Here is a 19,145-nt window from a genome sequence, read left to right as displayed (position 1 = left end):
CCAAAAATGAGCGAACTGCCGGCCGACATCGAAGAGCGCAAGGAGCGCGCCCGCGCCTGGTTCCGCGAACTGCGCGACAGCATCTGCGCTGCCTTTGAGAAACTGGAGGACGACCTGCCCGAGGGCGTGCCCGGCGCCGACGCCCCCGCCGGCCGCTTTGTCCGGAAACCCTGGAGCCGAACGGATTCCACCGGCGCCGATGGCGGTGGCGGCGAAATGAGCCTGCTGGGCGGCCGCGTCTTCGAGAAGGTCGGCGTCCACATCTCCACGGTGCATGGCGAGTTCTCGCCGGAGTTCCGCGATCGCATCCCCGGCGCCGACCAGGACCCGCGCTTCTGGGCCTCCGGCATCTCGCTGATCGGCCACCCGCAGAACCCGAACGTGCCGGCCGTGCACATGAACACCCGCATGGTGGTGACGACCAGGCAGTGGTTCGGCGGCGGCGCCGACCTGACGCCGGTGCTGGACCGCAGGCGCACCCAGGACGACCCGGACACAAAGACCTTCCACGAGGCCATGGAAGCGGCCTGCAAGGCCCATCCGGCGGCGGACTATCCGAAATACAAGGCCTGGTGCGACGAGTATTTTTTCCTTAAGCACCGCAACGAGCCGCGCGGCGTCGGCGGCATTTTCTACGACTACCACAACTCCGGCGACTTCGACGCCGACCTCGCCTTCACCCGCTCGGTCGGCGAGTCCTTCCGCGAGGTCTACCCGGCGCTGGTGCGGCGCAACTTCGAGAGGCCCTGGACCGAGGCCGACCGCGACGAGCAGCTCGTCCGCCGCGGCCGCTACGTGGAGTTCAACCTGCTCTACGACCGGGGGACGATCTTCGGCCTGCAGACCGGCGGCAATGTGGAGTCGATCCTGTCGTCGATGCCGCCACTGGTGAAGTGGCCCTAGACGGCGGAATGACCGGAAAGGCCCTATGGATTGCCGCGTCGGCCTGACGGCCTCCTCGCAATGACGCTGAAAACACTCACAAAATCGTCATTGCGAGCGCAGCGAAGCAATCCAGTGCAGCCTATCCGAAGTGCACTCGCGCCCCCTACTCCACCTCATCCGCAATCAGGCTCCGCGCATAATCCAGCGCCGCATCGCGTCCCGGCGAAAAACCCTCCCCGATCCACCAGTCCTCAACACGGGCAAGCAATTCCCCGACCGCCGGCCCCGACGGAATGCCAAGCGCGACGAGGTCCCGCCCCGAGACCGGAAAGCGCGGCACCGGCCAGCGTCCGGCGAGCCCGAAAAGGTCGCGCCAGCCGGCATCGTCGCCGGCCGCATCGGACCAGGCCCAGGCAAGCAGCACCGCGCCGCGGAAGGTCTCCGCATCGCTGCGGTAGAGCGCCAGCCTGGCCGCAGCCTCGCCCATATCCGCGGAAAGCCCCGGCGCCAGCCGCAGCACCTTGACCATGCGCCGCCGCACCTCGTTGGAGAGCCGCAGCCGTTCGGCGACCCGCTCCGCGTCCTCCGGAATGCGGGCGCTGAGGGCGGCGTGGGCGAGGGCGGCATCGAGGGAGGCCGGAAGGTTAGCTGCAAGCGCCGTCAGCCGGCCGAGCGTCTCCGGAGAACCGATGCCCCCGAGGACGATCTGCAAGATACCGCTGTCGGCCATGATCCGCGTCGTCGCCGCCCCGCCCGGCGCCATGGCGAGCCGCCGCATCTCCTGGCCGATCCGCTCCGCAGACAGGTGCCGGAGGCCCGAGCGGCCGCGCACGGCCGCAAGCAGACCCTCCCGATCGATCGGCCCGTCGCCGTAGCTGGCATGGAAGCGGAAGAAGCGCAGGATCCGCAAATAGTCCTCGTGGATGCGCGCGTCCGCATCGCCGATGAAGCGAACCTTGCGCGACAGGCAGTCGGCGCGGCCGCCGACGAGGTCGTAGACGGTGCCGTCGGCGCCGGCATAGAGCGCGTTCATGGTGAAGTCGCGCCGCCGCGCATCGGCCTCCCAGTCGCGCCCGAAGCGCACTGTCGCTTTTCGCCCGAAGGTCTCTATGTCCTCGCGAAGGGTGGTGACCTCGAACGGCGTGTGCGCCACGACGAGGGTGACGGTGCCGTGCTCGATGCCGGTCGGGATCGCCCGGAACCCGGCCGCCTCGGCGCGTTCGACGACCGTTTCCGGCCGCGCCGTGGTGGCGATGTCGATGTCGCTGACGGGAACGCCGAGCAGGGTGTTGCGGATCGCCCCGCCGACGATGCGCGCCTCGTCGCCCTCAACGTTCAGCGCGGCGAGCACCCCTTGCAGCTTGTCGTCGACAAGCCAGCCCGCCTTAAGCCTCGTCGCCATAAAGCCGCTCATAGATGCGCCGGAGGATGCCGGCGGTCACGCCCCAGATATAGCGGTCACCATAGGGCATTTCGTAAAACATGCGGTAAAGCCCCTCGTGGATCTTGGACGAGCGCCGGTGGTTGGAGGTCGTCATAAGAAAAGAGAGCGGCACCTCGAAGGCGTCGGCCACCTCATGCTCGTTGATCGTCAATGTGAAATCCGGCGCCACGACGGACAGCACCGGCACGATCCGGAAGCCGGAATTGGAGACATAGGGCTCCAGTTGCCCGATCGGCTCGATGACATCGCGGACAAGCCCGATCTCCTCCTCCGCCTCGCGAAGGGCCGCATGGAGCGCGGAGCGGTCCCCGTCGTCGATCTTGCCGCCGGGAAAGGCGATCTGGCCGGCATGGGACGGCAGGTGCTCGGTGCGCACGGTCAGCAGCACCGTCGCCTCCGGCTCGCGCGCCACCACCGGCACCAGAACCGCGGCATCGCGCAGGTGCCGGTCGTGCAGCCGGTCGAGCGCGGGATCGATCAGATGGTCGCCCGCCTCGCCATCGCCGTGGGTCGACAGCCGCGCCACCCGCGCCCGGAAGTCGGCAACGCTGAACGGGCGGATATCTGTTGAAAGGCTCATTGGGCCAGCCGCTCCAGCTCGGCTGCGGGAAGGATCGGGAAAAACGTGCCCCCGCTCCACACCCCGAAATGGGCCGCGCCGTCGACGTCGCGCGTCGTGCCGAGATCGACGAGCTGGTAGAGCAGCGGCCGCGCGAACAGCGCTTCCAGCCGGCCCCGCACGAGGATATAGGGCTTCACGCCGCCGGTTCCCTCTTCCACGGCAAAGCGCAAGGGATGCTCTGGCCCGGCCACGACCACGTCGCCCACATTGGTGCGCAAGGTGATCGTCTGGCCCTCGCCGTCACCGTCCGAATGCATCTCCACGGCGACGAACGGCGCGTCCTCCACCTCGATCACGATTTTTTCAACGGGCGTGACCAGGTAATATTCCTCGTTCTCCTCGCGCCTCAGCACCGAGGCAAAGAGCTCGACCAGCGGCTGCCGGCCGATCGGCGTTCCCATGTAGAACCAGGTGCCGTCGGCGGCGATGCGCATGTCGATCGGCCCGCAATCGGGCGGATTCCAGTTCTCTATCGGCGGTTTCCCGCCCTTCAGGCCGCCGGCTCTGCGCACCAGCGCATCGAGCGGGCTTTCTGCATCTGCCATTCTGCTTCCCAAGTATTGCCTGTATATGCGCGTCGCCGGGCGTCATCATTCCGCCGGAAACGCCGCTTTCTTTGGTCGCGCGTCGCTTTCGATGGTGACGCGGCGAGGTCCCTCCCTAAATGACCTCATAGGGATGCGTGACAAGCTGAATGCTGTCAAACTTCCAGCGACTCGAGCCTTTCCAGGAACAGCCAGACGGGACAGACGTGACCACCGACATCAAGGAAATCGACGACACCGACGTCGTGCGCGAAGCCGATGCCGCCGTCGAGCGCATCGTCGCGGCGCGCCGCGCCATCGAAACCGTCATCTTCGGCCAGCGCGAGGTGGTGGAAAAGGCGCTGGTGACCGTGCTTGCCGGCGGCCACGGGCTGCTGGTCGGCGTGCCCGGCCTTGCCAAGACCAAGCTGGTGGAGACCATGGGCACGGTGCTGGGCCTCGACGAGCGGCGCATCCAGTTCACGCCGGACCTGATGCCGTCCGACATCCTCGGCTCGGAAGTGCTCGACCAGTCGCCCGACGGCACTCGCTCCTTCCGCTTCGTGCGCGGCCCGGTCTTCGCCCAGCTCCTGATGGCCGACGAGATCAACCGCGCCAGCCCGCGCACCCAATCGGCGCTGTTGCAGGCCATGCAGGAATACCATGTGACGGTCGCCGGCGCGCGGCACGACCTGCCCTCGCCGTTCCATGTGCTCGCCACCCAGAACCCGCTGGAGCAGGAAGGCACCTATCCGCTGCCGGAAGCCCAGCTCGACCGGTTCCTGACCCAGATCGACATCCACCACCCGGACCGCGACGCGGAACGCCGCATCCTGATCGAGACCACGGGCGCGGCCGAGACGCCGCCGGAAACCGTGTTGAATTCCAGCGAACTGATGCGCTTCCAGCAACTGGTGCGCCGCCTGCCGGCCGGAGAGTCGGTGGTCGAAGCGATCCTCGACCTTGTCCGCTCGGCCCGTCCCGGCGACGGCGAGGACCAGGAGGCCCGCCTCATTTCCTGGGGCCCCGGCCCGCGCGCCAGCCAGGCCCTGATGCTGACGGTGCGCGCACGGGCGTTGCTCGACGGCCGCCTCGCGCCTTCCGTCGACGACGTGGTGGCGCTCGCAGAATCGGTCCTGCAGCACCGCATGGCGCTGACCTTTGCCGCCCGCGCCGACGGCCACACCGTGCGCGAGGTCATCTCCCGCCTCGTTGCCCGCATCGCCTGACCCGGCGACCTTTTACGGACACCGCCCGACCGCATGGCAATAAAGAAGCAGACGAAAACCGAGATGGACGCGCCGGCCGATGCCCATTGGCCGGCGATCCTGCGCGATTCGCGCACCGTCGCGGCGAGCCTGCCGGATCTGCTGGTCGAGGCCCGCCGCATTGCGGTGACCGTCGCCGCCGGCTGGCACGGACGACGCCAGCCCGGCCCCGGCGAGACGTTCTGGCAGTTCCGTCCCTTCGTTCCGGGCGAGCCGGCGCAGCGCGTCGACTGGCGCCGCTCGGCCCGCGACGACCACCTCTACGTCCGCGAACTGGAATGGGAGGCCGCCCACACGGTCTGGCTCTGGGCGGACCTGTCGCCGTCGATGGCCTTCCGCTCAAACCTTGCCCCCGGCTCCAAGCGCGACCGGGCGCTGGTCCTCCTGCTGGCGCTGGCCGATCTCCTCGCCGCCTCCGGCGAGCGCATCGGGCTCCTGGATCTGACCCGCCCGACGGCGAGCCGCGGCGCGGCCGAGCACATCGCCACCACCCTCAGCCATTTCGCCGAGCCGATCGCCCTGCCGAAGACTGCCGCCGTGAAGCGGTTCTCGGACGTCGTCCTGTTCGCCGACCTGCTCGACCCCATCGACGTCCTTGAGGACTGGGTGCGAAAGCTCGCCGCCAATGGCGCAAGGGGCCATCTGGTGCAGATCCTCGATCCGGTGGAAGAGACCTTCCCCTTTGCCGGGCGCACCGAATTCCTCGATCCGGAAAGCGGCCTCAGGGTCGTTGCCGGCCGCGCGGAGACCTGGCGCCAGGCCTATATCGACCGCCTCGCCGCCCGGCGCGAGCGGCTTGCCCGCATCGTCGACCCGCTCGGCTGGACGCTCATCATCCACCACACCGACAGGCCGGCGGCCGAACCCCTGCTGGCCCTCCACCATAGACTGACGGAAAGCGACCACGGCCACGTCGTCCTGATGAACCGCAGCGATACGGCGGAGGCGGCGCGATGAGCTGGCTTCCCCTAGGCTTCGGTGCCCCGGCAATGCTCGCCGCCCTCGCGCTCCTCATCGCCATCTGGTGGCTCCTGAAGCTGGTGCCGCCGCGGCCGCGCGAGATCGACTTCCCGCCGACCCGGCTCCTGGCCGAAATCGCCCACCGGGAGGAGACACCGTCGCGCAGTCCCTGGTGGCTGACGCTGCTGCGCCTTGCCGCAGCCGCCGCGATCATCCTGGCACTCGCCGAGCCGATCTGGCGCCCGGCGCTGGAGCGCACCTCCGCCGACGGGCCGATGTGGATCGTCATGGACAATGGCTGGCCGGCCGCGACCGGCTGGGACGCCCGCGTGACGGTCGCCGAACGCGCCATCGACAAGGCCAAGGACGGCGAGCGGCCGGTGCTGCTGGTCGCCACCGCCGACGGCGCCCGCCAGGAGATCGTGCCGACGGACCCGGAAGAGGCCCGCAACCGGCTCCGCGCCATCGCCCCGCGCCCCTATTTCAGCGACCGCGGCGGCCTCGTCGAGGCCCTTAACGAGGCCGCCTCAGACACCCCGCCTGGCGAGATCATCTGGCTCGCCGACGAGGTCGACGACGGCTCGGGATCGGCCCTCGGCACCGCCCTCGCCCAGATCGCCGGCGACGCGCCGGTCACCATCTATGAACGCGAGGGCGCCTCGCCGGTTGGCCTTGCCGGCGCCGCCAACGACCCGGACGCGCTGACGGTCAAGATCCTGCGCACCGGCGGCCTTGGACCCGATAACGGCCTCATCGAGGCCCGCGACCGCAAGGGTTTTGTCCTCGGCACCGCGCCGTTCCGCTTCGAGACCGGCGCCAACGACACCGAGGCCCGCTTCGACCTGCCGGTGGAGCTGCGCAACGAGATCGCGCGCCTTGCCGCGGTCGGCGGCGAGACCGCCGGCAGCGTCCAACTCCTCGACGAGCGCTGGCGCCGGCGCACCATCGGCCTGCTGGCCAGCGATGCCACGGAAACGGCCCAGCCCCTGCTCGCTTCGCTGCACTATCTCACCCGCGCCCTCAATCCCTTCGCCAACATCCGCATTCCGGAAAAGGACGACGTCACCGCGGCGATCCCGGAACTCGTCGATGCCGGCATTTCCGTGATCGCCATGGCCGATATCGGCACGCTGGTGCCGGCGGCCCGCGATCCGCTGGAAAAATGGGTGCGCGGCGGCGGCGTGCTGGTCCGGTTCGCCGGCCCGCGCCTTGCCTCCAGCACGGACGATCTGGTGCCGGTGCGCCTGCGCTCCGGCGACCGCAGCCTCGGCGGCAGCCTGACCTGGGAGCAGCCCCAGGCGCTCGCCAATTTCTCCGAGAACGGCCCCTTCGCCGACCTGCGCCTGCCCGAAGACGTCACCGTCACCCGCCAGGTGCTGGCCGAGCCCGACCCGGACCTGCCCGACAAGACCTGGGCGAGCCTTGCCGACGGCACGCCGCTGGTCACCGCCGCCCGCCATGGCGACGGCTGGCTGGTGCTCTTTCACGTCACTGCAGACACCGACTGGTCGAACCTGCCGCTTTCCGGCGTCTTCGTGGAGATGCTGCAGCGGATCGTCGCCTTTTCCGCCCGCACCGAGGCCGACGCGGCAACCGACGCCAATGGCGAGGCCGCTGTGCTCGCCCCGCTGCGCACGCTCGACGGATTCGGCACGCTGTCCGCGCCGCCGGCCGAGGCCGAGCCGATCGGCGAGGCCCAGCTTGCCTCAGCCGTGCCCGGCCGCACCCATCCGCCGGGGCTCTATGGCGCCAGCGAGGCGTTCTTTGCGTTAAATCTCCTGAAGCCGGACGCCAGCCTTGCCCCGCTCGACCTCGGCCCGCTCGGCGGCACGGCGACCATCGCGTCCTATGACGTCACCGGACCGCGATCCCTGCGCGGCCTCCTCTTCGGCATCGCGCTGGCGCTTATCCTGATCGACACCGTCGCCGTCATCCTGATCGCCGGCGGCCTCGCGACCTTCTGGCATCGCCGCCGCGCCGCCGGTATTCTTCTCGCGGCCGCCACCGCGATGATGCTCGCCGTGCCGCGCCCGGCCTCGGCCCAGGAACTTTCCGCCGCCGACCAGAAAGCGCTGGAAGCGACGCTCTCCACCCGGCTCGCCTATGTCATCACCGGCAACGAGACCATCGACACGGTCAGCCGCCGCGGCCTGATGGGCCTGACCCAGTTCCTCACCCAGAGGACGGCGCTGGAGCCGGGCGAGCCCATGGGCGTCGACGTTGCCAGCGACGAACTCGCCTTCTATCCGCTGATCTACTGGCCGATCGACCCGGAGGCCGACGCCCCGACCCAGCAAACCATGGCAAGGGTCGATGCCTATATGAAGAACGGCGGCACGGTGCTGTTCGACACCGGCGACGCCTACACCCAGCCGGCCGGCGGCAATGCGCCGGGCATCACCCCGGCGACCGCCAAGCTGCGCGAGATCCTTGCCAATCTGGACATTCCGCCGTTAGAGCCCGTGCCGGCCGACCACGTGCTCTCCAAGGCCTTCTATCTGCTACAGACCTATCCCGGCCGCTGGGCCGACGGCCAGCTCTGGACCGAAGCGACCCCGAAAGGCGAGGCACGGCCCGACCGCCCGGTCAGCACCGGCGACGGCGTCTCGCCGATCCTCATCACCTCCAACGATTTCGCCGGCGCCTGGGCGGTCACCGACGACGGCCGCTTCTACCTGCCGATGTCGTCGCCAGACCCGTTCCAGCGCGAATGGTCGTTCCGCGTCGGCGTCAACATCGTCATGTACACCCTGACCGGCAACTACAAGGCCGACCAGGTGCACATCCCGGCGCTGCTGGAACGGCTCGGGCAATAGGGGCAACGGATGACCTGGTCGATCGACACCGCCCCGCTGCTGCCGCTGCCGCTGATCCTGGCGGCAGCCGCCGTCGCCCTGGTGCTCATGGCGGTCGCCTTCTGGCGCCGCCAGCGCGGAGCGCCGCTGCGCGCCGCCGCGCTCGTCCTTCTCATCCTCGCCCTGCTCGATCCCTCGATCCAGCGCGAGAACCGCGAGCCGCTGACCAGCGTTGCCGCCATCGTCGTCGACCGATCCGAAAGCCAGGCGCTCTCCGGCCGCACCGAGGCGACGGACGCAGCGCTTGCGGCGCTCACCGAACGGCTGTCGCACCTGCGCAATGTCGAGACCCGGATCGTCGAGGCCGGCCGCGACGACAGCGGCACCGCCGACGGCACCGAGCTCTTCGACAGGCTGGCGGAAAGCCTTGCCGACGTGCCGCCGGAACGCTTCGCCGGAACGCTGATGATCACCGACGGCCAGGTGCACGACGTTCCCAAGAGCGCGGAAAGCTTCGGCTTCGACGGGCCCCTGCACGTGCTCCTCACCGGCCGCAAGGACGAGCAGGACCGGCGCATCGTCGTCGAACGCGCGCCGCGCTACGGCCTCGTCGGTTCCGAACAGACCGTGGTCCTGCGCTATGTCGACGAGGGCGGCGACCAGAGCCCGGCCCGCATGGTCATCCGCCGCAATGACGACGAGGTCGGCGCCGTCGTCATGGTGCCCGGGGAAAAGACCGAGGTGCCGGTCGAGATCACCCATGGCGGCAAGAACATCTTCGAGTTCGAGATCGACGGCCACCCGGCAGAGCTGACGACCCAGAACAACCGTGCCGTCGTCGCCGTCAAGGGCATCCGCGAGAACCTGCGCGTGCTGCTCGTCTCCGGCGAGCCCCATTCCGGCGAGCGCACCTGGCGCGACCTGCTGAAGTCCGACGCCTCGGTCGACCTCGTCCACTTCACGATTCTAAGGCCGCCGTCGAAGCAGGACGGCACGCCGATCAACCAGCTCTCGCTGATCGCCTTTCCGACCCGCGAGCTGTTTTCCGAAAAGATCGACGAGTTCGATCTCATCATCTTCGACCGCTACCGCCGGCGCGGCGTGCTGCCCTCGCTCTATTTCGACAACATCACGCAATATGTCCGCAACGGCGGCGCCATCCTGATCGCCGCCGGCCCCGACTTCGCCGATCCCGGCAGCCTGTCGCGCACGACACTCGCCGAGGTGCTGCCGGCGACGCCGACCGGGGTCGTGCTGGAACAGCCCTACCGGGCCCATGTCAACGAACTGGGCGAGCGCCACCCGGTGACCCGCGGCCTGCCGGGCGCGGCCAGCGATCCGCCCGACTGGAGCCGCTGGTTCCGGCTGATTGCAGCGGAAACCGCCACCGGCCAGACGGTCATGACCGGCGCCGACAACCAGCCGCTGCTGGTGCTGTCGCGCGTCGACAAGGGCCGCGTCGCCCTCTTGCTGTCCGACCATGTCTGGCTGTGGGCGCGCTCCTTCGAGAATGGCGGCCCGCACGGCCCGCTCTTGAGGCGCCTTGCCCACTGGCTGATGAAGGAACCGGACCTGGAAGAGGAAGGCATCACGCTGGAGGCCCGCGGCCGCGACCTCGTCGTGCGCCGCCAGACCCTTGGCGAGACGGTCGATCCGGTGACGGTGACCGCCCCGACGGGCACCACCGAGACGGTGGACCTGCAGCGGCTTGATCCGGGCCTGTGGGAAGCCGTCGTGCCGGCGAGCGAGATCGGGCTTTATTCGGCAAGCGATGGCACCCGCACGGCGCTCGCCTCCGTCGGCCCGGCCAATCCGCGCGAATTCTCGGCCATGCGCTCCACCGACGAGAATCTGCGGCCGATGGCCGAGGAGACGCGCGGCAGCGTCCGCCGTCTTACGAGCGATGGCGGCGACATCGACGTGCCGAACGTCGTCGCCTTGAAAGGCGGGACAGCCTTTGCCGGCTCCGGCTGGATCGGACTGAGAACGACGGACGCCAGCGTGCTGAAAGGCATCGACCGGTTGCCGCTTTTCGCCGGCCTCCTTGGCCTCGCCCTGCTCCTGGGGATCCTGTCGCTCACCTGGTTCCGCGAAGGACGCTAACCTTCGACGGCCGCTGCGCCCGCCAAAACCCGTCCGGACGTCACCGCGCCGTGCGCGGCATCCGCCGCGCCCTCTTGGAGTTCGGCCAGCAGCAGCCGGTAGGGATCGACCGGCCCCGGCAGGGTCAAAGCGCCCGGCCGCGCCCGTTTGAACCCGAGAGGCCCGTAATAGGGCTCGTCGCCGACCAAGAGCACCAGCCGGTGGCCGCTTGCCGCCATCCCGGCCCTCGCCGCCGCCACCGAATGGCGCACCAGCGCCTTGCCAATGCCATTGTTCTTGAAGGCCGGCAGCACGGCGAGCGGGCCGAGCAAAAGCCCCGACACCCCGCCGATATCGATCGGCGTCAGCCGCACCGATCCGACGAGCCCGCCGTCCCGGCGCACGACGAACGAAAGCGCGGGATCGTGCGGCACGCCCTCGCGCAGCCGGAACGCGGTCCGCGCGAAGCGGCCCGGCCCGAAGGCGGTTTCGTGCAGGGCTTCGATATCGGCGTCGTCGCCCGGGGATTCCAGCTCTATCTGGGGGCTTTGTATCGACATGATCATGGGGTCCGCGAAATGCGATTTGGCGATCCGGCCGGCCGGCGCCAAGGGATCATGCGATTTTCTTTGCGAAAGGATCCGGACGCGACGGTCAGCAGGCGTGAACGGCTCGTGACGCAGCGTCACAAGACCGGTTTCGTCGTCGCAGTCGGGATAGCGGCCGCATGGCGGGCTCCGTTGGAAGAATGGGCGAGGCGATTATCACACCCCCGCAAGGCCGTCCAGCAGGATTTGGATCGGGAAAACGCCGTCATATGTCCTGAAAGCATAGCTTCATGAAAATCCGGTAACTGAGCCATGCGTTTCGGGCGGGTCTGACCTGCCTCTGCCCCCCTAACCAATCAGCAATAGAATGCCTATTAAGTGGTCATCCTCTGCATAGAAATTAATCGCCGGCGCCGAGAGCCCGGCGATTTCGTCGTCCCACAAAGGAAAGACCGATGTTCAGCTTTTTACGCCGCCGCCGTCGCGACCAGCGCTTTGTCTGGAGTCCGGCAGTCGACTTTTCCAACCGTCGCGTTGCCGCGGCACTGATGACGTTCAGCTCCAACTGAACGACGGCCGGACGCACGGCTCGTGCCGATCTGCCTGGCTCCCCTCGTCTGAGGGTGGACGCCGGGCGATCCGGGCACTAGATGCGAGGCATGTACCGCCTCGCCCACCTCTCCGATCCCCATCTCGGCCCGCTGCCTGACGCGCGCATCCGCGAGCTGATGTCGAAGCGCGTCATCGGCTACGTCAACTGGCACCGAAACCGGGCCGGAACCCACACGGCCGACCACCTGACGACCCTGCTCGCCGACCTGGCGACCCAGGCGCCCGACCACATTGCGGTCACCGGCGATCTCGTCAACCTGTCGCTGAAGGCCGAGATCGAACCCGCCCGCGCCTGGCTGCAGAGCCTCGGGCCGCCCCATGACGTCACCGCCATTCCCGGCAACCACGACGCCTATGTGCCCGGCTCGGTGAAGCGGGCGATCAAGTCCTGGCGCCCGTTCATGACCGGCGATACTGCAGCGCTCGACGGCAACGACTTTCCGTTCGTGCGCCGGCGCGGCCCGCTGGCGATCGTCGCGCTGTCCAGCGCCACGGCCTCCGCTCCCTTCATGGCGACCGGCGTCTTCGACAGCCGCCAGGCCCGGGCGCTCTGCCGGACGTTGAAGAGCCTGCAGGCCGAAAACCTCTTCCGCGTCGTCCTCATCCACCATCCGCCGGTCCGCTCGCGCAAATACTGGCACCGCCGCCTCATCGGCACGGGCCATTTCAGCCGCGCCATCCACGAGGCCGGCGCCGAGCTGGTGCTGCACGGCCATACCCATGTGGACAGCCTCGTGTGGATCGACGGCGACACGAGGCCGGTGCCGATCATCGGCGTGCCGTCGGCCTCCAACGCCCCCGGCGACAAGCGCCCGGCGGCCCGCTACAACCTCTTCGATATGGAAAAAACCGACGGCGGCTGGACCTGCGCCATGACCGAGCGCGGCCTCACGCTGCCCGGCAAGCCGGTGTCGGAAATCCGCAGCCGGCGTCTCGTCTATTCGCCCGGCGCGACCGTTTCCGAAGACGTCTCGGAGCCCGTCGCCGCTTCCGGCTGAGTTTCGGGCGCGCCGGCCAGTTCCGGAATGCTGCCGGTCTCATCGGCCGGTTCAGCCGCGGTCTCCTCCTCGGCAGGCGTTGCCGGCGCCGTTTCCTCGGTCGCCGTCGCCGTCTCTTCACTGGGCTCCGCCGTCAATTGCGGGAACGAGGCCGTGCCGCTCGTCTGCAGGAATTTCAGGTGCTGGCGGAAATCGTACTGGCCGGAGGCCTGCATCCAGACGGCCAGCGCCGCGCAGCCGAGAATGAGCCCGAAGAGAAAGGCAAAGCCGGCATGGCCGCGCTCGCGCGGCCGGCCCGCCGGGCCGTCCAGGCGTGCCGTGTTCGCCGCTTCCGCCTCGTCGTCCCGCGCCTTGGCCTCCGCGGCCTTGTCCTCGTCGCGCTTCTGGGCTTCCGCCGCTTCCTTCTGCGCCTGCTCGTTCAGCCGCCAGATCTGCCAGTCGGCCTCCACCGCCCGTTCCAGGTCGACGACCCGCTCCGCGATATAGGCAGTGACGCGGTCGGCGAGCGTGCCCGTATCGTCGGTCTCGGCAAGAACGATACGGCCGAGCCGCGTGTCCTTCAGGAAACGGTAGGTGTGGATATCGTTGGCGACCGCCACATGGGAGGTGACGTCGATCCACAACCGCGGCGTGGCGCCGGCGGAAATCTCGCAGATGAACTGGTCGCTCTTTTCCCGCGCCTCGGCAAAGACGCCTTCCAGCTCCCGCGCCACCAGCTCCAGGCGCACCTGCTCGGTCTGCCGCCGCTGTTCCAGCGCATCGGAGCGGTCGGCCTCGGCAATGCGCGCCTGCTGCACGGCTTCGCGAAGCGTGCGAATGCGCTCGTGCGGCACCACGTTGTCTTCCATCGTCATGACCCGGTCCTTTGCCCGATCGGCCCCCCGCTTAACGAACTGTTAACAGAATTTCGGCGCCATGGCACGCCCGCCGCGACCCGCCGCGCCCTTGCCATTGGATACATGCTCGGCCATCTTCGCCCATCGAACGACACGAGGATGAGAGCGGGCAACCATGAGCGAACTGCCGAAAAGCGCACGGCTCGTCAGCGAAGCTGCAGCGCGTGCCGGGCTCAATGTCACGGTGATGGAAATGCCGGCCTCGACCCGCACCGCCGAGGACGCGGCGAGCGCCTGTGGCTGCACCGTCGCCCAGATCGTCAAGTCGCTGGTGTTTCGCGGCAAGACCTCGAAAAAGCCCTATCTCTTCCTCGTCTCCGGCGCAAACCGGGTGAATGAGAAGGGCGTCGCGAAACATCTCGGCGAGGCCTTGACCCGACCCGATGCCGACGACGTGCGCGCCCTCACCGGCTTTGCCATCGGCGGCATCCCGCCGCTCGGCCACGCGACGCCCCTCCAGACCTTCATCGACACCGACCTTCTCGGCTTCAATGTCGTCTGGGCCGCGGCCGGAACGCCGAAATGCGTCTTTTCCTGCGATCCGAACGCCCTTGCCGATGCCATCGGCGCGACGCCGGTCGACGTCAAGGGATAGCCCCCATTTCCGGAGCATTTTTCAGATGAAAGTTGACGGCACCGATTATCGCACGATCTGGCTCAACGACGACGGCTGGAGCGTCGGCATCATCGACCAGACCCGCCTGCCGCACGTCTTCACCACCCTCGATCTGAAGACCCTCGACGATGCCGCCCGCGCCATCCGCGACATGTGGGTGCGCGGCGCACCCTTGATCGGGGCGACCGCCGCCTACGGCATGGCGCTCGCGCTGCGCGACGACGCCTCCGATGCGACGCTGGCCACCGCGACCGACGTGCTCCTGGCGACACGGCCGACGGCGATCAACCTGCGCTGGGCGCTGGAAGAGATGGAAAAGGTGCTCTCGCCGCTCGACCCCACCGAGCGTGTCGCCGCCGCCTACAAGAGGGCGGCGGAAATCTGCGACGAGGACGTGGAGATCAACGCCGCCATCGGCAAGGCCGGTTTGGCGCTGATCGAGGCAATCGCGGCCAGGAAACCGACCGGCGAGGCGGTCAACGTCCTCACCCACTGCAATGCCGGCTGGCTCGCCACCGTCGACTGGGGCACGGCGACGGCGCCCATCTACATGGCCCACAATGCCGGCATCCCGGTCCATGTCTGGGTCGACGAGACAAGGCCGCGCAACCAGGGCGCCTCGCTGACCGCCTGGGAGCTCGGCCACCATGGCGTGCCGCACACCGTCATCGTCGACAATGCCGGTGGCCACCTGATGCAGCACGGCAAGGTCGATCTCGTCATCACCGGCACCGACCGCACCACCGCCACCGGCGACGTCTGCAACAAGATCGGCACCTATCTGAAGGCGCTCGCCGCCGCCGACAACAGCATTCCGTTCTATGTCGGCCTGCCCTCGCCGACCATCGACTTCCGGGTCGAGGACGGCGTTGCCGAAATCCCCATCGAGGAGCGCGCCATGGAGGAGGTCTCGCGCCTCACCGGCCGCACCGACGCCGGCACGATCGCAACCATCACCATCCTGCCGGACGGCTCGCCGGCGGCCAACCCGGCCTTTGACGTGACGCCCGCCCGGCTCGTCGCCGGCCTGATCACGGAGCGCGGCATCGTCGACGCCAACAGGGAGGCGATCGCCGCAGCGTTCCCGGAACGGGTGTGACCCTCACTTCCCCGGCAGGATCACCGGAATATGCGCGGCCGCGTCGCGGCGGAGGACACCCGTGAGGCGCGGGTCGTCGACCACCTCGATGGAACGGCGGAACGGCCGGAAGCCGGAGCGCATGTAGAAGGACAGTGCCGCCGGATGGTCGAGGGTGCAGGTGTGGACCCAGAGCCGGCGCGGGCTCGTCGACCAGGCGATCTCCAGTGCCCTCGTCATCATCCAGCGCCCGGCGCCCTTGCCGACGAGGGCTTCGCTCACTCCGAAAAAGGCAAGCTCCACGTCCGGCGCCCGGCGCCGGTCGAGTTCCACGATCCCCTCCGCCCGGCCATCCGCCATCAGCGCGTGGACCTCGATGCCCGGATCGTCGAGAATCGCGGCGAGCGCGTCGTCGGGCAGTTCCAGCCGCGAAAACCATAGCCAATCCTCGCCGATACGCCGGTAGATGTCCCGGTACCAGGCAAGGTCCGGCGCACCCTTCGGCCACGCCATTCTGACGAGGTCAAGGTCGCCCCGCTCCGGCGCATCGCGCGGCTCGGGCGGCGCCGTCATTTCCAGCGAGGTGACGATGGAGGCGACCTTGCCGGAAGGCAGATCGGTCATGCCGTTGAGGTCGAGATAGGTCATGCTGTCGCCGGGTTCGGAACATGTTTTTTCCCTCGATAGCCGATCGCCGCGGCGACGCCAAGCACCCCCCGCGACCATTCAAGCCTTGCGATAGGCGCACGGGCAAGCGAGACTCGTCCCGCCATCCCCGGCCTCGCCTGTCGGCGCCGGGACAAGACAACGACAAGATCCGGAAGGACGTCCGACAAACGATGCCGCAACAGCTTATCCTCACCGTCATCGCCCGCGACCGCCCCGGCGTCGTCGAGGCCGTCGCCGAAGCCGTCTCGTTTTCCGAGGGCAACTGGATCGACAGCGCCATGTCGCGGCTCGGCGGCGAATTCGCCGGCATCGTGCGGATCCAGGTCCCGGACGACCATGTGGAGGGACTGACGCGGGCGCTCTGCGACCTTGCCGGCGAGGGCATCTCGGTGACCTGGCGCCAGGCGGAGACCGGCGGCGGCACAATCGGCACGGCCGCCCACCTCGCCGTCACCGGCCAGGATCACGCCGGCATCGTGCGCGACGTCAGCCGCATCCTCGCCGCCAACGGCGTCAGCGTGGAAGACCTGAGGACCGAGGTCTTTTCCGGCTCCATGAGCGGCGAGGCAATGTTCTCCGCCGATGCGGAGGTGATCCTGCCGGACGGCCTCGACGTCGACGACCTGCGCGATGCGCTTGAGCTGATCGCCCACGACATCATGGTGGATATCGATCTGAAGGAGCTGGAGGGTCAGTCCAACTAAACGGCGCGAGCCCAGTAACGGTAGGCCGCAAGCGGACCAGACGACGCACGCCCGTCATCGCGAGGGTCCGAAGGACGGGGAGCAGCGCATGTGTACGTGCCGTTGCGTTAAACAAGATCGTCATCGCGAGGAGCCGTAGGCGACGCGGCGATCCAGAGCAATTTGCTCGGAGCGTATGGCCCCTGGATTGCCGCACTCGCTTCGCTCGTTCGCAATGACGACGAACCGATCTGTGCACCATGCGCCCTAAATGCTCGCCACCGTCTTCAGCCGCGCCCGCGGGTGGATCTCGCTCTGGCTCATCACCGTGGTATGCGAGCGGAAGCGTTCGACGATGGAGCGCACGAAGGGGCGGATCGGCGGCGAAGTGAGCAGCACCGGCACCTCGCCCATGCGCGCCGCCTCCTCGAAGGCATCGCGCACGGCGACGACGAATTCCTGCAGCTTCGACGGCGCCATGGCGAGCTGGCGGTTATCGCCCTCGCCGACCAGCGCCTCGCCGAACTCCTGCTCCCATTTCGGCGACAGGGCGATCAGCGGCAGGTAGCCGCCCGGCGCCTGGTACTGGGCGCAGATCTGCCGCGCAAGGCGCGTGCGCACATGCTCGGCGATCGACTGCGGCGAGCGCGTGAAGCCGGTCGCCTCGGCGATGCCTTCCAGGATCGACGGCAGGTCGCGGATCGACACCCGTTCCGTGAGCAGCGTCTGCAGCACGCGCTGGATGCCGGAGACGGTGATCTGGCCGGGCACGATGTCGTCGACCAGCTTGCCCTGCTCCTTCGGCAGTTCCGAAAGCAGCTTCTGGACGTCGGCGTAGGACAATAGGTCGGAGACGTTGGCCCTCAGGGTCTCCGTCAGGTGGGTCGACATCACCGTGGAGGGATCGACCACGGTGTAGCCCTTGATAGAGGCCTCCTCGCGTAAGGATGCCTCGATCCAGGTCGCCGGCAGGCCGAAGGTCGGCTCGGTGGTGTGGGCGCCCGGCAGGTCGATCTGCTTGCCCATCGGATCCATCGCCATATAGAGGTTCGGGTAGACGATGCCGCGCCCGGCCTCCACCTCCTTGATCTTGATGATGTAGTCGTTGGCCTCGATCTGCACGTTGTCGAGGATACGCACCGGCGGCATGACGACGCCCAGTTCCGCCGCGAGCTGGCGCCTCAGCGCCTTGATCTGGTCGGTCAGCCGGTCCGGCCCGTCAGCCTTGTTGATCAGCGGCAGCAGGCCGTAGCCGAGCTCGATCCTGAGGTCGTCCATCTTCAAGACTTCGCTGATCGGCGGCTCGGACGGTTCCGCCGGCGCCTGGGCCTTTGCCTCGGCGACGACCTTTTGCGCCTGGTTCATCCGTTGCTTGCGGTCCGACACATAGGCCACGTAGCCGGCCCCGGCGGCGAGCGTCAGGAACGGGATCACCGGCATGCCCGGCAGTGCCGCCATCACCACCATGACGAAGGAGGAGACGCCGAGCGCCTTCGGATAGCCGGAGAGCTGGGCGACCAGTGCCTTGTCGGCGGCGCCCGTGACGCCGGCCTTGGAGACCAGCATGCCGGCGGCGGTGGAGACGATCAGCGCCGGGATCTGGCTGACGAGGCCGTCGCCGACGGTGAGCAGCGTATAGGAATGGCTGGCGTCGGCGAGCGACAGGTCCTGCTGGGCAACACCGATGACGATGCCGCCGATGATGTTGATGAAGGTGATGAGGAGGCCGGCGATGGCATCGCCGCGCACGAACTTGGAGGCACCGTCCATGGCGCCGAAGAAGGCCGATTCGTCTTCCAGGTTCTTGCGCCGCTCGCGCGCCTGGCCCTCGTCGATGAGGCCGGCGGACAGGTCCGCGTCGATCGCCATCTGCTTGCCGGGCATGGCATCGAGGGTGAAGCGGGCGGCGACCTCGGCGATGCGCCCGGAACCCTTGGTGATGACGATGAAATTGACGATCACCAGAATGGCAAAGACGATCAGGCCGATGACGAAATTGCCGCGCATGACGAAGCTGCCGAAGGCCTGGATGACCGAGCCGGCGGCATCGGTGCCCTCATGGCCGTTGGCGAGAATCAGCCGCGTCGAAGCGAGGTTGAGCGCCAGCCGCAGCATCGTCGCGATCAGGAGCACCGTGGGAAAGGCGGAAAACTCCAGCGGCGTCTGGATGAACAGGGCGGTCATCAGGATGAGGACCGAAAAGATGATCGAGATCGCCAGGAAGACGTCCAGCATCATCGCCGGCATCGGCAGGATGAGCAGGACGAGGATGGTCATAACGCCGGCGGCGAGCCCCAGGTCGCCGCTCTTCAGCGTAGCGATGATGCGCGACAGGGTGATCGTGAAGGCGTTCGGGCCGGCAGCGCCGGCCTTGGCTCCGACCTCTCCGGGAGCGGGCGGTTGCGCCGGCGCCTTTGCCGAAACGTCGCCTGCCGTCACATCGGTCATCTGAGTGCTTCTCCGGT

At 68.3% G+C, this 19,145-nt stretch carries 16 protein-coding genes; 9 read left to right on the top strand and 7 right to left on the bottom strand.

Going from position 1 to position 19,145, the window contains the following annotated elements; genetic code table 11:
• The first annotated feature begins 6 nt into the window (after positions 1-6).
• On the top strand, positions 7-903 hold the full coding sequence (hemF, locus tag CH339_RS00370; protein ID WP_111432277.1) for an oxygen-dependent coproporphyrinogen oxidase: 897 nt from the start codon (positions 7-9) through the stop codon (positions 901-903).
• Positions 904-1,048: 145 nt separating this feature from the next.
• On the opposite strand, the gene CH339_RS00365 is transcribed toward hemF, so the two are convergent.
• Genes CH339_RS00365 through CH339_RS00355 form a run of 3 tightly spaced genes read right to left on the bottom strand, consistent with a single transcriptional unit; the run spans position 1,049 to position 3,496 of the window.
• Positions 1,049-2,287, bottom strand: a complete 1,239-nt coding sequence (locus CH339_RS00365) for a CCA tRNA nucleotidyltransferase (protein ID WP_170138332.1) — start codon at positions 2,285-2,287, stop codon at positions 1,049-1,051.
• Positions 2,271-2,909: a CoA pyrophosphatase gene (locus CH339_RS00360; protein WP_111432275.1), complete on the bottom strand. Its 639-nt coding sequence runs from the start codon at positions 2,907-2,909 to the stop codon at positions 2,271-2,273. The genes CH339_RS00365 and CH339_RS00360 overlap by 17 nt, the downstream gene beginning before the upstream one ends.
• Positions 2,906-3,496 carry a DUF1285 domain-containing protein gene (locus CH339_RS00355; protein WP_111432274.1) on the bottom strand — a complete coding sequence of 197 codons (591 nt, stop codon included), beginning with the start codon at positions 3,494-3,496 and terminating at the stop codon, positions 2,906-2,908. The genes CH339_RS00360 and CH339_RS00355 overlap by 4 nt, the downstream gene beginning before the upstream one ends.
• A gap of 206 nt (positions 3,497-3,702) precedes the next feature.
• Here CH339_RS00355 and CH339_RS00350 point away from each other — a divergent pair, with 206 nt between their 5' ends.
• Genes CH339_RS00350 through CH339_RS00335 form a run of 4 tightly spaced genes read left to right on the top strand, consistent with a single transcriptional unit; the run spans position 3,703 to position 10,601 of the window.
• On the top strand, positions 3,703-4,704 hold the full coding sequence (locus tag CH339_RS00350; RefSeq protein WP_245408081.1) for an AAA family ATPase: 1,002 nt from the start codon (positions 3,703-3,705) through the stop codon (positions 4,702-4,704).
• A 33-nt stretch (positions 4,705-4,737) separates the two neighbouring features.
• Positions 4,738-5,700 (top strand): DUF58 domain-containing protein, encoded by a 963-nt coding sequence (locus tag CH339_RS00345; protein ID WP_420825891.1) that lies wholly within the window; start codon positions 4,738-4,740, stop codon positions 5,698-5,700.
• Positions 5,697-8,519 (top strand): DUF4159 domain-containing protein, encoded by a 2,823-nt coding sequence (locus CH339_RS00340; RefSeq protein WP_111432272.1) that lies wholly within the window; start codon positions 5,697-5,699, stop codon positions 8,517-8,519. The genes CH339_RS00345 and CH339_RS00340 overlap by 4 nt, the downstream gene beginning before the upstream one ends.
• A gap of 9 nt (positions 8,520-8,528) precedes the next feature.
• On the top strand, positions 8,529-10,601 hold the full coding sequence (locus CH339_RS00335) for a hypothetical protein (RefSeq protein WP_111432271.1): 2,073 nt from the start codon (positions 8,529-8,531) through the stop codon (positions 10,599-10,601).
• Here CH339_RS00335 and CH339_RS00330 read toward each other — a convergent pair.
• On the bottom strand, positions 10,598-11,140 hold the full coding sequence (locus CH339_RS00330) for a GNAT family N-acetyltransferase (RefSeq protein ID WP_111432486.1): 543 nt from the start codon (positions 11,138-11,140) through the stop codon (positions 10,598-10,600). The two genes, CH339_RS00335 and CH339_RS00330, sit on opposite strands and share 4 nt — an antisense overlap.
• Before the next feature lie 647 nt (positions 11,141-11,787).
• Between CH339_RS00330 and CH339_RS00325 the strand changes: the two genes are divergently transcribed.
• Positions 11,788-12,738 (top strand): metallophosphoesterase family protein, encoded by a 951-nt coding sequence (locus CH339_RS00325; RefSeq protein ID WP_111432270.1) that lies wholly within the window; start codon positions 11,788-11,790, stop codon positions 12,736-12,738.
• On the opposite strand, the gene CH339_RS00320 is transcribed toward CH339_RS00325, so the two are convergent.
• On the bottom strand, positions 12,678-13,592 hold the full coding sequence (locus CH339_RS00320) for a hypothetical protein (protein ID WP_111432269.1): 915 nt from the start codon (positions 13,590-13,592) through the stop codon (positions 12,678-12,680). The two genes, CH339_RS00325 and CH339_RS00320, sit on opposite strands and share 61 nt — an antisense overlap.
• Positions 13,593-13,749: 157 nt before the next feature.
• Here CH339_RS00320 and CH339_RS00315 point away from each other — a divergent pair, with 157 nt between their 5' ends.
• Both CH339_RS00315 and mtnA read left to right on the top strand, forming a co-directional pair.
• Complete coding sequence (locus CH339_RS00315; RefSeq protein WP_111432268.1) at positions 13,750-14,229, top strand: YbaK/EbsC family protein; 480 nt, start codon at positions 13,750-13,752, stop codon at positions 14,227-14,229.
• 25 nt (positions 14,230-14,254) lie between these two features.
• A complete protein-coding gene (gene mtnA, locus CH339_RS00310) occupies positions 14,255-15,349 on the top strand; it encodes an S-methyl-5-thioribose-1-phosphate isomerase (RefSeq protein WP_111432267.1) in 1,095 nt (364 codons plus the stop codon).
• 3 nt (positions 15,350-15,352) lie between these two features.
• Here the strand turns inward: mtnA and CH339_RS00305 are convergent, their stop codons facing one another.
• Positions 15,353-15,976, bottom strand: coding sequence for a GNAT family N-acetyltransferase (locus CH339_RS00305; protein WP_111432266.1), 624 nt, complete (start codon positions 15,974-15,976; stop codon positions 15,353-15,355).
• 191 nt (positions 15,977-16,167) lie between these two features.
• Here CH339_RS00305 and CH339_RS00300 point away from each other — a divergent pair, with 191 nt between their 5' ends.
• The gene (locus tag CH339_RS00300; RefSeq protein WP_111432265.1) at positions 16,168-16,701 is read left to right on the top strand and encodes a glycine cleavage system transcriptional repressor; all 534 of its coding nucleotides are present in this window, start codon (positions 16,168-16,170) and stop codon (positions 16,699-16,701) included.
• A gap of 246 nt (positions 16,702-16,947) precedes the next feature.
• On the opposite strand, the gene flhA is transcribed toward CH339_RS00300, so the two are convergent.
• Positions 16,948-19,128, bottom strand: coding sequence for a flagellar biosynthesis protein FlhA (flhA, locus tag CH339_RS00295; protein WP_111432264.1), 2,181 nt, complete (start codon positions 19,126-19,128; stop codon positions 16,948-16,950).
• Positions 19,129-19,145: the final 17 nt, after the last annotated feature.

This window comes from Rhodobium orientis (assembly GCF_003258835.1).
Lineage (GTDB): Bacteria > Pseudomonadota > Alphaproteobacteria > Rhizobiales > Rhodobiaceae > Rhodobium > Rhodobium orientis.
This window is presented reverse-complemented; position numbering and strand designations above follow the sequence as displayed.

Coding starts and splice junctions, on each gene's coding strand:
- hemF (WP_111432277.1), top strand. CDS start 7: ATGAGCGAACTGCCGGCCGACATCGAAGAGCGCAAGGAGCGCGCCCGC.
- CH339_RS00365 (WP_170138332.1), bottom strand. CDS start 2,287: ATGGCGACGAGGCTTAAGGCGGGCTGGCTTGTCGACGACAAGCTGCAA.
- CH339_RS00360 (WP_111432275.1), bottom strand. CDS start 2,909: ATGAGCCTTTCAACAGATATCCGCCCGTTCAGCGTTGCCGACTTCCGG.
- CH339_RS00355 (WP_111432274.1), bottom strand. CDS start 3,496: ATGGCAGATGCAGAAAGCCCGCTCGATGCGCTGGTGCGCAGAGCCGGC.
- CH339_RS00345 (WP_420825891.1), top strand. CDS start 4,738: ATGGCAATAAAGAAGCAGACGAAAACCGAGATGGACGCGCCGGCCGAT.
- CH339_RS00340 (WP_111432272.1), top strand. CDS start 5,697: ATGAGCTGGCTTCCCCTAGGCTTCGGTGCCCCGGCAATGCTCGCCGCC.
- CH339_RS00335 (WP_111432271.1), top strand. CDS start 8,529: ATGACCTGGTCGATCGACACCGCCCCGCTGCTGCCGCTGCCGCTGATC.
- CH339_RS00330 (WP_111432486.1), bottom strand. CDS start 11,140: ATGTCGATACAAAGCCCCCAGATAGAGCTGGAATCCCCGGGCGACGAC.
- CH339_RS00325 (WP_111432270.1), top strand. CDS start 11,788: ATGTACCGCCTCGCCCACCTCTCCGATCCCCATCTCGGCCCGCTGCCT.
- CH339_RS00320 (WP_111432269.1), bottom strand. CDS start 13,592: ATGACGATGGAAGACAACGTGGTGCCGCACGAGCGCATTCGCACGCTT.
- CH339_RS00315 (WP_111432268.1), top strand. CDS start 13,750: ATGAGCGAACTGCCGAAAAGCGCACGGCTCGTCAGCGAAGCTGCAGCG.
- mtnA (WP_111432267.1), top strand. CDS start 14,255: ATGAAAGTTGACGGCACCGATTATCGCACGATCTGGCTCAACGACGAC.
- CH339_RS00305 (WP_111432266.1), bottom strand. CDS start 15,976: ATGACCTATCTCGACCTCAACGGCATGACCGATCTGCCTTCCGGCAAG.
- CH339_RS00300 (WP_111432265.1), top strand. CDS start 16,168: ATGCCGCAACAGCTTATCCTCACCGTCATCGCCCGCGACCGCCCCGGC.
- flhA (WP_111432264.1), bottom strand. CDS start 19,128: ATGACCGATGTGACGGCAGGCGACGTTTCGGCAAAGGCGCCGGCGCAA.